The following is a 12,830-nucleotide window of genomic DNA, read 5'->3' on the forward strand; positions in this document are numbered from 1 at the left end:
AATTGACCGCACTTTATCGTTCATTTCGATAAGTCAGGAAGTAATAAGAGAGGGCTGAAATGACCACGCAAGCTGTCATTGTATAGAGCATTGGTGCCGCGGTTTCCATTTTAAAGCTCGCTACCAAGGAACCCATCACCGCACCTACACCAAAACGTACACTTCCCATTAATGAATTTGCGGTACCCGCCATCGTTGGGAATTTTTCGAGAATAGAGGCTGTGGCATTGGATGAGATTAATGGATTTTGTCCTACAAAAAAAGCCACACCAATTGCCATTGGCCAAAAACCGAAATCAAAAAGTGCGGTTAAAAATAACCAAATTCCGGATATGAATTGTACTGCAATACCAATTCGTAACATGGTTTCAGCACCTAATTTCAATACAAATTTCCCATTGAGGTAAGAAGCCGTTGTCATGATGGCAATATTGATCATAAAGAAATAACCGAATTCATCGACAGGGATGCCATAAATACCGATATAGACAATAGACCCTGCAGTGACGAAAGCAAATAAACCGCCAAATCCAAAAGAGGCGGCCGCCATATAACCTAACACTTCTTTTTGTTTTGAAAGCATCATAAAGTTACGAGCAATGATATTTAGGCGTAGTGGAATACGGTTTTCTTGTTTATGGGTTTCAGGAATAATGAAAAAGACGAGTAATGCGGCAAGAAATCCCATCGTACCAATCACATAAAAAATCATGTGCCAGTGGAAATACTTCACAATATATCCGCCAATCACAGGTGCAACAAGCGGCGCGATCATAAAGACAAGCGTGATGGTGGACATGACTCGAGAGAGTTGATCCTTGCTAAATAAATCTCGTAATAACGCCCCTGAAAGCACCACTGGCGCAGCACCGAAGAAACCTTGAATGAAACGCAGAGCAGTGAAACTACCAATAGAATGGATACCGGTTAAAATAATAGCGGTGATAGCACCAATAATGACACCTAATAGAATAATTGGTTTACGACCAAAACTATCACCAAATGGCCCCCAGAATAATTGCCCTGCTGCCATACCGTAAGCAAAGAATGTCAGCGTGTGCTGAACTTGCTCGGAGTTGATATTTAAGTCTTCAGCAATATTTAAAAAGGACGGGATATACATATCCACGCCCAAAGGCGGTAGCATCGAGAGGATGCCGAGCGTGGCGATAAAGATAAAAGTAGGTTTAATATTTTGGCTCATATTATTTCACTAAATTGTCGATTTCTTCCTGAGTGAGTGGACGAAATTCGCCTTCTTCTAAGCTTTCATCTAATTCAACGTTACCTATTCTCCAACGGTGTAGCGCAACGACTTTATTACCAAGTGCAGCAAACATTCGTTTCACTTGATGATAGCGCCCTTCAGCGATAGTCAAATTAACGTTGTAATCATCTAATACTTCTAATTTCGCCGGCTTAGTGGGTTCTTTTTCACCACGTAGTAGAATGCCTTCTTCACAGGCTGAAGCATAATGGTTTTCAACTGGATCGGCTAAAGTGACTAAGTAGGTTTTTTCGCATTGATGTTTGGGTGAAGTAATACGATGTGACCATTGACCGTCATCCGTTAATAGCACGAGTCCTGTGGTATCCACATCTAATCGACCAGCACTGTGTAACTTGCCAGAAAGAGGCGGTTCAAAGAATTGATAAATGGTTGGGTAGTCACCATCATCGTGAGAGCAAACGTAGCCTTGTGGCTTATGCAACATAAAATATTGCCCTTCTTCTATCCAAGGCAACAATTCATCTTCAAAATAAATTTCATCTTCTAGGCTTACTTTGATCGCACCATTTTTCACAATTTCACCATTAATTTTGACCGCACTTTGGCGAATGGCCTTGGTGGCTTGTGAACGGGTTAAGCCTGTATTCTCAGCAATAAATTTATCTAGTCGCATCGTAAACTCTTATTTTTGATTGAACCAGCTGACGTAATCAAACTGATCGTAATATTTTTCGCCATTCCAACCGGAAAAAGTAAATAAATCGCCCACTTCGCTTTCGTTTTCAAAGCCTTTAATGTAGAAAGCGGATTTTAATTCAGGATATGGCTTGTGGGTAAAGACGACTTTGTTTGGATAAGGCAAGTTATCGAAGGCTTGCAAGTCTTCATATTTTGCACCTTTTCCACCATCTTTATCTGTCATCATAATAAACAAATTATCGAGATCTAAACGCTGTGAGCGAGCTTCCCACTTTTCCCGAGCCTCTTGTTCGGAGTGGTAGTGCATAAAGTGCACTTTAAGATCACCTAATAGACCAACTGGGTACGGTTTTTCTGTTTGTATAAATTGAAGCGGTTGTGCTTGATAGAATGTGATGTTCTGTAGATAGCGAACAAAATCGCTAGGGTCTAAATAAAGGTTAACAAACGGAGAATTAAAAGGCTGATTGAGGTCGTGCAAAATAAATGCACCGACACAGTTTGCAGAAATCACTGACATACCTTGGTTGGTTAACCGTTTTTGAAAGGTTTTGTTAATCGCTTTCCGTTGTAATTTATTGATGGCACTTCTAAATTTAGAAAACAAACTCATTATTTACATCCTGCATGTTTTTTTGCGACATAGTAACGTTTTTGGCTCAAAATGTGAAGAAAAGACAAAAAGCGCGGTCGATTTCACTCATATTTTGTGATCATTTTGTAAAATTTTTGCGGTATATCACAAATTTCTCTAAAAAAGAGAGTATAATGGCGCAAATTTTATTTAGCCTAAGTGAAAATGGAGTATTTTTATATGAGCGAACAATTACGCCAAGCCGCATTAGATTTTCATGAATTCCCAATTCCGGGGAAAATTGCCGTTACCCCAACCAAATCGCTAGAAACCCAACATGATTTAGCCCTTGCTTATTCTCCAGGTGTTGCAGAGCCTTGCTTAGAAATTGAAAAAGATCCTTCTGCTGCAAGCCGTTATACCGCTCGCGCTAACTTGGTTGCTGTGATTTCAAATGGTACTGCCGTATTAGGTTTAGGAAATATTGGTGCACTCGCCTCAAAACCTGTTATGGAAGGGAAAGGGGTATTGTTCAAAAAATTTGCCGGCATCAATGTATTTGATATTGAAATCAATGAGCATGATCCAGATAAATTAATCGATATCATCGCTTCACTAGAGCCAACGTTTGGTGGCATTAACCTTGAAGATATCAAAGCACCGGAATGTTTCCACATTGAAAAAGCGTTGCGTGAACGTATGGGAATTCCGGTATTCCATGATGACCAACACGGTACAGCTATCATCGTAGGTGCAGCAGCATTAAACGGTTTAGAAATTATTGGTAAAAACATTGCTGATGTACGCTTAGTAGTAAATGGTGCCGGTGCTTCTGCTATTGCTTGTACTAACTTGCTTCGTGCATTAGGCTTCAAAAAAGAAAACATCACCATGTGTGACTCTAAAGGTGTGATTTTCAAAGGCCGTGGCGATAACATGGATGAAACCAAACAATTCTACGCCATTGAAGATAATGGTTGGCGCACATTAGCCGATGCCGTTAAGGGTGCGGATGTATTCTTAGGCTGTTCTAAAGCCGGTGCATTAAAACCTGAAATGGTGAAAACCATGGCAGAAAATCCATTAATTCTTGCATTAGCTAACCCAGTGCCTGAAATTACCCCAGATGAAGCGAAAGCAGTACGTCCGGATGCGATTGTTTGTACTGGTCGTTCAGACTTTCCAAACCAAGTTAATAATGTGCTTTGTTTCCCATTCTTATTCCGTGGCGCTTTAGATGTAGGTGCAACAGCGATTAATGAGGAAATGAAATTGGCGGCTTCTCATGCAATTGCAAGTCTTGCGAAAGAACCGGTTCCATTAGAAATTATTGCTAATTATGGTGCGTTATCTTTTGGACCTGATTATGTGATTCCAACACCATTTGATCCACGCTTATTGTTTACTGTCTCTTCTGCGGTAGCGAAAAAAGCGATGGAAACAGGTGTGGCAACACGTCCAATTACAGATTGGGCAGCTTATGAAAAACAATTAAAAGCATTAGTTGCAGCTTAATCTTTCTCTTCCAAAGTGCGGTCAAAAATGATGATGTTTTTAACCGCACTTTGTGTTTTTTTATCTGTCTATGGAAGGAATGGCACATTCACGTGCTTTAAATTAATCAGAGGGTAGCGATTCCCTTAGGACTTATGAGTGTCAAAATGAAACAAACACGTTCTCCTTTATATCCGATTTTTCTCTTCGTCATCATTAATCTGATCATTTTCACCTTGTCTCGTCTTGGGCTTGCGATTTGGCAGGCAGACCGTGTCTCTGCGGTAGCGGGCTGGGGGCAATTATTCTTACAAGGCTTGCGCATGGATATCGTAGCTTTGTGTTATCTATTTGGTGTGCCAGCATTATTTACGGTGTTATTTCATCATAGCCGTATTTGGAAAATGATTTTACGTATCTGGCTTACCCTTGGCAGTGTGTTTATTCTATTTATGGAATTGGCTACACCGGCATTTATCGAAACCTATGATTTCCGTCCAAACCGTCTGTTTATCGAATATCTAATTTATCCGAAAGAAGTCTTTTCAATGTTGATGGAAGGCCATTTAACTGCAGTCATTTTTAGCCTTATTTTTACCGTTACAGCTTTCTTCTGTTATTGGAAGCTATCTGGTTATGCGGTGAAAAATTTACGCCCAATGAGTTGGAAATTACGTCCTATTGTCGCATTGCTTGTGATTGCAGTTGCTTTTTTAGGGGCGCGTTCTAGTTTTCAGCACCGTGGTGTGAATCCTGCAATGGTGGCTTTTTCCTCTGATGGTTTAGTGAATTCGCTTGTGTTGAATTCAGGTTACTCCGTTCTTTATGCTGCCCAACAATTTAAAGACGAAGGGGCATCTTCTGAAGCCTATGGCAAAATGGATACCGATGAAATGTTGCGTATTGTCAAAGCAAGCCGTGGCCGTCCTGAAAGTGATTATATTTCAGAGAAGATTCCAACCTTAACGAAAAACCAAGCCACTTACCAAGGTAAACCGAAAAATATCGTCATTATTTTGGAAGAAAGTTTTGGTGCGCAATTTGTTGGTACATTAGGCGGAAAACCACTTTCCCCCGAATTTGATAAATTAGCCAAAGAAGGCTGGTTATTTGAAAATCTCTATGCGACCGGTACACGTTCTGTACGTGGTATTGAAGCCACAACAGCAGGTTTTACACCTACTCCAGCACGTGCGGTAGTGAAATTAAATAATAGTCAAAGTGGTTTCTTTACCATTGCAGATTTACTTGCTAAACAAGGTTATAACACGTCCTTCATTTATGGTGGTGAAAAACACTTTGATAACATGGCAAGCTTCTTCTATGGCAATGGCTTCCAAAATATTATCGATCAAAAGGATTATCAAAATCCGAAATTTACTGCGACTTGGGGCGTGAGTGATGAGGATTTATTTGATAAAGCGAACGAAACCTTTACCCAATTACAGAATGAAGGAAAACCATTCTTTAGCTTAGTGTTCAGTTCAAGCAATCACGATCCTTTTGAATTTCCGGATGGTAAAATTGAGCTTTACGAACAACCGAAAGCAACCCGTAATAACAGCGCAAAATATGCGGATTATGCCATTGGTTATTTTTTCAAATTAGCGAAACAATCTAATTATTGGAAAGATACCGTGTTCTTGGTGATTGCAGACCATGATTCCCGTGCAGCGGGTGCAAGCTTAGTACCAATTAAGCATTTCCATATTCCAGCGTTAATTTTAGGGGATAATGTAGATCCACGCCGAGATAGTCGTTTAGTGAGCCAAATTGATATGCCGACAACCTTGCTTTCTATTGCTGGTGTAAGTGGTAATTATCCGATGATTGGCTTTGATTTAACGAAAGATGTGAATCCAGATCGTGCCTTTATGCAATTCGATCAAACGCAAGCGTTAATGAAAGGTAATCATGATGTCGTTATCCAAACACCAAATAGTAAAGCAAAAGGCTATGTTTACGATAAGGAAAAAGACACATTAACTGAAAAAGAAGTGCCGGAAGAAATGAAAAAAGAAGCTTTGGCACATGCTTTACTTGGCAGCTATTTATATAAAAACCGTTTATATAAAGGCAGTGAAGAGAAATAAAGAGCGGTCAGTTTTAGGCTAATTTTAAAGGGCGAATGATTTCGCCCTTTTTCTTTATATGATTTTTGCTTAGTGATTTTCAGCAATTACACGTGGGAATAAAATATTATTTTCACGGTGAATATGCATCATTAAATCATCAGCAAACTCTTGGATGCCACTATAAAGAGCGCGCCATGTATTGCAAGCATCTGCTGGAGGCGTCATATTATTTGTTAATGATTTCAATACATCTAAATGTTCGCCGTGTTCCGCATGTTCCATTTCCATCATACGAATTGGCATTTGCGCCATCATATAATTACCGGCTTTGATCATTGGGAAAAGCACGTGCTCTTCTTTCATCATATGGTTGCTCAAATCTTCATAGACATTGCGTAATTCAGCTGCCACACCCATTGGACAATCTTCACGATCGCCATGAACACTTTCTACACGATCCGCTAAGACGATTAATTCTTGAAGCTGTTCACGGTGACGTTGATGGTAGCGAACTAAAATATGATCGATAATTTCAGGATAAGTTGCATTAACCCAATATTCTTCAGGGTTTTCTGCTTTGCTATTTTGAAGCTCGGTTAAACGTGTTTCAATTTCTGCTAAATTTAATCCTTTTTCTGCCGCTGCATTTGCAAGTGTATCGGAACCACCACAGCAGAAATCCAAATCGTATTCGCGAAGTAGAGATGTTGAGCCGGGTACGCTGACAGCGATTTCACTTAATTTTTTATCTCCAAAAGACATAATGAATCTCCTTATTGATTAGGTAGAGTTAAAAAGTTGAGTGAAATACTAAGATAATGAAAGAAAAATGCAACGGATTTTTTAGCAAAGTATGATTTAAATCAAAGCTAAAAGTTAAAGTTACCGTGTTGTAGGTAGGTATTGATGCGTATTAAAGTGAAAGTTGCATTGCTTTGATGAGGTGTTATTATTCGAGCATAGAGAGGGGATAATAATGAAGCGAATCTATCGATTTTTGGCTATTGGCTTAGTGTTAGTGGTTTTAGGTGTTGGATATTTTCTTACGAATTTAACGATTTTTGACCATACATTTATTCAACTAAAAACATCACAAAAAGTGAGTTATATTCCTTTTAAAAACAAGTTAAATATGCAATGTGACAAGGCTGATTATTCAGTGCCTAAATTAGCCAGTTCTCGTTTTAATTTGATAACTTGGAATGTACATAAAGGGCAAGATAAAGGTTGGCAAGAAGATTTAGCGCAACTTTCTAAACAAGCGGATTTTGTGTTATTACAAGAGGCGACGCAGTATCAAAATTTAAGTACATTTTCGACCGCACTTTTTGTGTCCTCTTTTTCTTTTAAAGATCTCTTATCAGGTGTAAAAACATTCACCAACACGCAACCAGAATGGTATTGCGGTGGTGGCGTAGCTGAACCATTAATACGAATACCTAAGGTGGCAAGTGTGATGAATTTTCCATTAGAAAAAGGCGATAGTTTGCTACTTATTAATGTGCATTTAATTAATTTTGAATGGGGTATTTCCACTTATCAAACCCAGTTAGAGCAGCTATTTTCCTTTGTTGAAAATCATCAAGGTCCTATCATCATGTCTGGTGATTTTAATGCGTGGAATGAACGTCGTCTGAATTTAGTCAATAATTTGATACAAAAATATGGCTTAGATTCTGTGGCGCTCACTCAAGATGAGCGGGTTAGATTTTTAGGGTATCCACTGGATTATATTTTTACGCGAGGCGTAAAAGTGGTAAGTGCGACATCCGAAGTGGTTACTTCGTCAGATCATAATCCATTACTGATGGAATTCGAATTGGAATAAAGTGCGGTCAGATTTTTAGAAAAATTTAGGGCTAACGTAATGTTAGCCCTATGTATTAATTATTTAGTTTGGTTAATTAAGAATTGTGTTAATAAAGATACTGGACGACCCGTTGCACCTTTATTTGCACCTTGAAGCCAAGCTGTCCCCGCAATATCTAAATGTGCCCAAGTATATTTTTTCGTAAAATTAGAGAGGAATGCGCCAGCAGTAATTGCGCCTCCCCAGCGACCGCCGATATTGGCTAAATCAGCAAATGGAGATTTTAATTGCTCTTGATATTCTTCACTCAACGGTAATCGCCAAGCTTTATCGGTAGTTTGCTGTGCCGCTTTTAATAACTGTTCTGCTAAGGCGTCATCAGTTGAAACTAAGCCGCTGTTATGTTGGCCTAACGCCACCACGCAAGCACCTGTTAGGGTTGCGACATCAATCACATATTGCGGTTCAAAACGTTCTACATAGGTGAGCGCATCACAAAGTACTAAACGTCCTTCCGCATCTGTATTTAATACTTCTACGGTTAAACCATTCATTGTGGTGAGAATATCACCAGGGCGATAAGCATTGCCATCAGGTAAGTTTTCACAACCTGCTAATACACCAATGACATTTAATGGCAGATTTAATTCAGCAATGGCTTTCATCGTACCGAATACCGAAGCCGCACCGCACATATCGTATTTCATTTCATCCATATCTGCGGCAGGTTTTAAAGAAATACCGCCCGCATCAAAGGTTAAGCCTTTACCTACTAACACGATTGGTTTCGCATTTTTATCGGGCGCATTGTTGAAATGTAAAATAGACATATAAGCCGGATTTTGCGAACCGCGAGATACAGCTAAATACGCATTCATGCCAAGTTTTGTCATATCTTCTTCATCAATTACATCGAGGGAAAGTGCGGTTGATGTTTCGGCTAAATTTTTAGCTTGTTCTGCTAAATAAGCCGGTGTACAAATATTAGGTGGCATATTCGCGATATTACGCGCAGCTTTCACACCATTTGCAATGGCTTGAGCTTCTGCAATGGCTTGCTGAACTTGTGTGTCATCGGTATTAAAAATGATTTCTTGAAGTGAGATAGCATCCGCTTTTTTACTTTTAAATTCATCAAATTGATAAAGACTATGTTCGATGGTTTCAACGGTAAAACGCACATTCCAAAATAGATCGCGATCTTTGATTTCCACATCCGTTAAATTATTTACCACTTGTTGAATATTTAATTCTTTTAATGTTTGGGTAACACGTTGGATGATTTGTTTAAATTGGCGTTCAGTCGTTTCACCTTTTTTGCCACAACCTGCTACTAATACACGTTTAGCGGCAAGATTTGGTAACGAATGAAGCAGAGTCGCTTGACCAATTTTGCCTGAAAGATCTTGGCTTTGAGCTAATTGGCTGAGGTAGCCTTGTGTGATTTGATCGATTTCATTGAAACTTTTTGTAAATTCGTTGTTCTCATAAATGCCGATGATAAGGCAATCGGTTGATTGAGAAAGTGCGGTTGAGTTTGCTTGATATTTCATGTTATTTCCTTATGTTGCTAATTTGCTATTTAAATCAGTGAAAATAAGGTATCATACGCCATCTAAATTAGCCAGTTTCCCGTGTTTTTTAGTTAGAAAAAAGAATGATATTAACCCGATATTTAACAAAAGAAGTCTTTAAAAGCCAAATTGCGATTTTGTTTATTTTGCTTTTAATTTTCTTCAGCCAACAACTTGTTCGCGTTCTTGGTTCAGCGGCAAATGGTAAAGTGCCTGCCGATCTTGTGTTCTCTTTACTCGGATTAGGGATGCCAACAATGGCGCAATTAATGTTGCCATTATGTTTGTTTATCGCCATTTTGCTAACTTTCGGTCGACTCTATGCAGAAAGTGAGATCACCGTTATGCGAGCCTGCGGTGTGGGTCAACGTATTCTTGTTCGCGTGGCGTTAATTCTTTCTTTACTCACTGCGGGTTTGGCAGCTTACAACGCTTTGTGGCTTTCCCCATGGGCGATTCAAAAACAAGCTGCTATTGTTGAAGATGCTAAAGCAAATCCCACTATGGGCGCGTTGACTTCGGGGCAATTTATGTCCACGAGCAACAATAATTTTGTTTTATTCATTGATAAGATCAATGGTAATCAAATCAGTGATGTTTATCTTTTCCAAATGAAAGCCAAAGGTCAAACGAAACCGTCAGTGGTTACGGCTGAAAAAGGTGAGTTAAAAGCGTTACCTAATGGCGACCAAGTCTTGAATTTACAGAATACCTTGCGTGTCGAAGGGACTTCGGTACTTCCTGATTTCCGTATTACCCATTTTGATGATTACCAAGCGTATTTGGGTCATCAAGAGACAAATTCGGAAAGTGATGAAGCCGCTGAATTATCTTTTGAGCAATTATTAAAAGATAAAAGTCCCGCAGCCAAAGCAGAATTGCATTGGCGCATTACCTTAATTTTAGCGGTTCCTTTAATGGCGCTTATTGCTGTACCAATGAGTAAAGTAAATCCTCGCCAAGGCCGTTTCGCGAAAATCTTACCGGCATTATTGCTTTATTTAATTTACTTCTTATTACAAAGTTCATTTAAATCTGCGGGTGGCGCAGGTAAGCTTGATGCAGGTTTATTAATGCCGCTGGTAAATATCGCCTTTTTAATTTTAGGAATTGTGCTGAATAGTTGGGATAGCACCGCTATGCATAAATTCCGTCGTGTATTCAGAAAAGGATAATAACAATGTTGATGAATACTCTTGATCGTTATATCGGTAAAAGCATCTTAGGGGCAATTTTTGCTACACTATTTACGTTAGTTGGTCTTTCGGCAATCATCAAATTTGTAGAGCAATTTCGTAGCGTAGGTAAAGGCTCTTATGATATTTGGCAAGCTGTGGCTTATACAGGTTTAACGATGCCAAAAGATGTAGAAACCTTTTTCCCAATGGCGGCCTTGTTAGGTGCCTTAATTGCGTTAGGTAATTTAGCCAGCCGAAGTGAATTAGTGGTAATGCAATCTGCGGGTTTTTCTCGCTTTAAAATTGGATTAGCCGTCATGAAAACGGCACTTCCACTGGTACTTTTTACCATGATTATTGGTGAGTGGGGAATTCCACAAACTGAACAGTTTGCCCGTGATATGCGTACTCGTGCACTTTCTGGTGGCTCAATGCTTTCGGTGAAAAATGGTGTATGGGCAAAAGACGGTAATAATTTCGTGTATGTGCGTCGTATTAAAGATGATGCAAAATTAGAAGATATTTACATCTATACCTTTGATGAGCAGCGTAACCTCACTCATTTAAAACATGCGAATCAAGCACAATATTCTGCTGAAAATAATCAATGGCAGTTGCGCCAAGTCAATAATTCAGTGGTATCAAAAGAGCAAATTACCACGACAAACCGCTTAACCGAAGATTGGGCAACAAGCTTAACGCCAGATAAATTAGGTGCAGTTTCATTACGTCCAACATCATTATCTATTTCAGGTTTGTATGAATATATTGCGTTCTTAAAACAAACAGGACAGGATTCTCGCCGTTTTGAATTAACCTATTGGCGTAAGATTTTACAGCCCGTTTCAGTAGGTGTAATGATGATGCTTGCGTTATCTTTTATCTTCGGTTCATTACGTAGTGTCACTGCAGGGGCGAGAATCGTCACGGGGATTTGTTTTGGGTTCTTGTTCTATGTCGTCAATGAAATTTTTGGACAAATGAGCGTGGTATTTAATGCACCAGCTTTTTTAGGTGCGCTGATGCCAAGCCTCTTGTTTATGGCGATTATTTGGTGGCTACTTGCAAGAAAACGAGATTAATTAATACAAAAAATGAAAAAGGCGAACTGATATAGTTCGCCTTTTTGTTTGCTAAAAAAAAGTGCGGTCAAAATTGACCGCACTTTAAGAATTTAATCTTCTTTGAATTCTCTCATCATTTCTTCTGCTTTTTTCACCATTTCTGCTGAACCGACGAAAAGTGGTATACGTTGGTGAAGTTCAGTTGGTTGAATATCTAAAATTCGATTGTAACCATCAGAGGCAATACCGCCTGCTTGTTCCGCTAAGAATGCAATTGGATTGCCTTCATAAAGCAAACGAAGCTTACCATTTGGATAGTTAGTTGCACTTGGATAAATGTAGATACCGCCTTTTAATAAGTTACGGTGGAAGTCTGCCACTAATGAACCAATATAACGTGACGCATAAGGACGGTTAGTTGCTTTATCCTCCTCTTGGCAGTATTTAATGTATTTTTTTACCCCTTGTGGGAATTTGAGATATTGTCCTTCGTTGATGGAGTAGATTTTACCGTCTTTTGGCATTTGCATATTTTCATGAGAAAGACAGAATGTACCGATAGATGGATCGTAAGTGAAGCCATTCACCCCATGACCAGTGGTATAGACTAACATGGTTGAAGACCCATATACGATATAACCCGCCGCGACTTGTTTATTACCCGGTTGCATAAAGTCTTCTAAAGTAACAGGTGAGCCAATTGGTGAAACACGACGGTAAATAGAGAAGATTGTCCCAACTGAAACGTTTACATCAATATTGGATGAACCATCAAGAGGATCGGTCAAAATAATATATTTCGCATTGCGAGCACGTTCAGTATCAAAAGCGATAAAGCTTTCTTCTTCCTCAGAAGCAAAACCCGCTACCTCTTCACGCGACATAAGGGCCGCATTCATGGTGTTATGGGCGAATAAGTCCAATTTCATTTGGCTTTCACCTTGTACGTTTTCGACACCAGACTGGCCAAGTATATTGGTTAAACCCGCTTTGTTGATATCACGATGAATGATTTTTGCTAATAAACGAATAGAAGACAAAATACCACTAAGTTCCCCTTTTGCATTTGGGTACTCTGCTTGGCGTTCAACAATAAATTCACTCAATGTTTTCATTTTTATTCCTTTTTTT

Annotated in this window: 11 protein-coding genes; 5 read left to right on the forward strand and 6 right to left on the reverse strand. The window is 39.2% G+C overall.

What is annotated here, in order from left to right:
• Nucleotides 1-13 precede the first annotated feature (13 nt).
• From AC979_RS05955 to AC979_RS05965, 3 genes are read right to left on the reverse strand one after another with little or no spacing between them, the layout of a single operon-like run.
• Nucleotides 14-1,204, reverse strand: coding sequence for a Bcr/CflA family multidrug efflux MFS transporter (locus AC979_RS05955; RefSeq protein ID WP_041918277.1), 1,191 nt, complete (start codon nucleotides 1,202-1,204; stop codon nucleotides 14-16).
• A gap of 1 nt (nucleotide 1,205) precedes the next feature.
• Nucleotides 1,206-1,904 (reverse strand): 16S rRNA pseudouridine(516) synthase RsuA, encoded by a 699-nt coding sequence (gene rsuA, locus AC979_RS05960; RefSeq protein ID WP_049373355.1) that lies wholly within the window; start codon nucleotides 1,902-1,904, stop codon nucleotides 1,206-1,208.
• 9 nt (nucleotides 1,905-1,913) lie between these two features.
• Entirely contained in the window at nucleotides 1,914-2,543 is a 630-nt protein-coding gene (locus tag AC979_RS05965) for a DUF1919 domain-containing protein (protein ID WP_049373356.1), read from the reverse strand.
• A gap of 201 nt (nucleotides 2,544-2,744) precedes the next feature.
• Here AC979_RS05965 and AC979_RS05970 point away from each other — a divergent pair, with 201 nt between their 5' ends.
• Both AC979_RS05970 and AC979_RS05975 read left to right on the forward strand, forming a co-directional pair.
• Entirely contained in the window at nucleotides 2,745-4,019 is a 1,275-nt protein-coding gene (locus tag AC979_RS05970) for a malic enzyme (RefSeq protein WP_005697259.1), read from the forward strand.
• Nucleotides 4,020-4,165: 146 nt separating this feature from the next.
• On the forward strand, nucleotides 4,166-6,091 hold the full coding sequence (locus tag AC979_RS05975) for an LTA synthase family protein (protein WP_049373357.1): 1,926 nt from the start codon (nucleotides 4,166-4,168) through the stop codon (nucleotides 6,089-6,091).
• A gap of 69 nt (nucleotides 6,092-6,160) precedes the next feature.
• Here the strand turns inward: AC979_RS05975 and ytfE are convergent, their stop codons facing one another.
• Nucleotides 6,161-6,835, reverse strand: a complete 675-nt coding sequence (ytfE, locus tag AC979_RS05980) for an iron-sulfur cluster repair protein YtfE (protein ID WP_049373358.1) — start codon at nucleotides 6,833-6,835, stop codon at nucleotides 6,161-6,163.
• A gap of 214 nt (nucleotides 6,836-7,049) precedes the next feature.
• Here ytfE and AC979_RS05985 point away from each other — a divergent pair, with 214 nt between their 5' ends.
• Nucleotides 7,050-7,901: an endonuclease/exonuclease/phosphatase family protein gene (locus AC979_RS05985; protein ID WP_049373359.1), complete on the forward strand. Its 852-nt coding sequence runs from the start codon at nucleotides 7,050-7,052 to the stop codon at nucleotides 7,899-7,901.
• A 59-nt stretch (nucleotides 7,902-7,960) separates the two neighbouring features.
• Here AC979_RS05985 and AC979_RS05990 read toward each other — a convergent pair whose 3' ends face one another.
• Nucleotides 7,961-9,436, reverse strand: a complete 1,476-nt coding sequence (locus AC979_RS05990; RefSeq protein WP_049373360.1) for a leucyl aminopeptidase — start codon at nucleotides 9,434-9,436, stop codon at nucleotides 7,961-7,963.
• Between the two features lie 104 nt (nucleotides 9,437-9,540).
• On the opposite strand from AC979_RS05990, the gene lptF reads away from it, so the two are divergent.
• Both lptF and lptG read left to right on the forward strand, forming a co-directional pair.
• Nucleotides 9,541-10,632: an LPS export ABC transporter permease LptF gene (gene lptF, locus AC979_RS05995; protein ID WP_049373361.1), complete on the forward strand. Its 1,092-nt coding sequence runs from the start codon at nucleotides 9,541-9,543 to the stop codon at nucleotides 10,630-10,632.
• Nucleotides 10,633-10,643: 11 nt separating this feature from the next.
• On the forward strand, nucleotides 10,644-11,717 hold the full coding sequence (gene lptG / locus AC979_RS06000; RefSeq protein WP_193387053.1) for an LPS export ABC transporter permease LptG: 1,074 nt from the start codon (nucleotides 10,644-10,646) through the stop codon (nucleotides 11,715-11,717).
• A gap of 92 nt (nucleotides 11,718-11,809) precedes the next feature.
• On the opposite strand, the gene fbp is transcribed toward lptG, so the two are convergent.
• On the reverse strand, nucleotides 11,810-12,814 hold the full coding sequence (gene fbp / locus AC979_RS06005; RefSeq protein WP_049373362.1) for a class 1 fructose-bisphosphatase: 1,005 nt from the start codon (nucleotides 12,812-12,814) through the stop codon (nucleotides 11,810-11,812).
• Between the last annotated feature and the right edge of the window lie 16 nt (nucleotides 12,815-12,830).

This window comes from Parahaemophilus parainfluenzae (assembly GCF_001053575.1).
Classification (GTDB): domain Bacteria; phylum Pseudomonadota; class Gammaproteobacteria; order Enterobacterales; family Pasteurellaceae; genus Haemophilus_D; species Haemophilus_D parainfluenzae_S.

Excerpts from the sequence above, each read along its gene's own strand:
- ytfE (WP_049373358.1), bottom strand. The coding sequence starts at position 6,835 with ATGTCTTTTGGAGATAAAAAATTAAGTGAAATCGCTGTCAGCGTACCC.
- AC979_RS05955 (WP_041918277.1), bottom strand. The coding sequence starts at position 1,204 with ATGAGCCAAAATATTAAACCTACTTTTATCTTTATCGCCACGCTCGGC.
- AC979_RS05975 (WP_049373357.1), top strand. The coding sequence starts at position 4,166 with ATGAAACAAACACGTTCTCCTTTATATCCGATTTTTCTCTTCGTCATC.
- AC979_RS05985 (WP_049373359.1), top strand. The coding sequence starts at position 7,050 with ATGAAGCGAATCTATCGATTTTTGGCTATTGGCTTAGTGTTAGTGGTT.
- AC979_RS05990 (WP_049373360.1), bottom strand. The coding sequence starts at position 9,436 with ATGAAATATCAAGCAAACTCAACCGCACTTTCTCAATCAACCGATTGC.
- AC979_RS05965 (WP_049373356.1), bottom strand. The coding sequence starts at position 2,543 with ATGAGTTTGTTTTCTAAATTTAGAAGTGCCATCAATAAATTACAACGG.
- rsuA (WP_049373355.1), bottom strand. The coding sequence starts at position 1,904 with ATGCGACTAGATAAATTTATTGCTGAGAATACAGGCTTAACCCGTTCA.
- fbp (WP_049373362.1), bottom strand. The coding sequence starts at position 12,814 with ATGAAAACATTGAGTGAATTTATTGTTGAACGCCAAGCAGAGTACCCA.
- lptG (WP_193387053.1), top strand. The coding sequence starts at position 10,644 with ATGAATACTCTTGATCGTTATATCGGTAAAAGCATCTTAGGGGCAATT.
- AC979_RS05970 (WP_005697259.1), top strand. The coding sequence starts at position 2,745 with ATGAGCGAACAATTACGCCAAGCCGCATTAGATTTTCATGAATTCCCA.
- lptF (WP_049373361.1), top strand. The coding sequence starts at position 9,541 with ATGATATTAACCCGATATTTAACAAAAGAAGTCTTTAAAAGCCAAATT.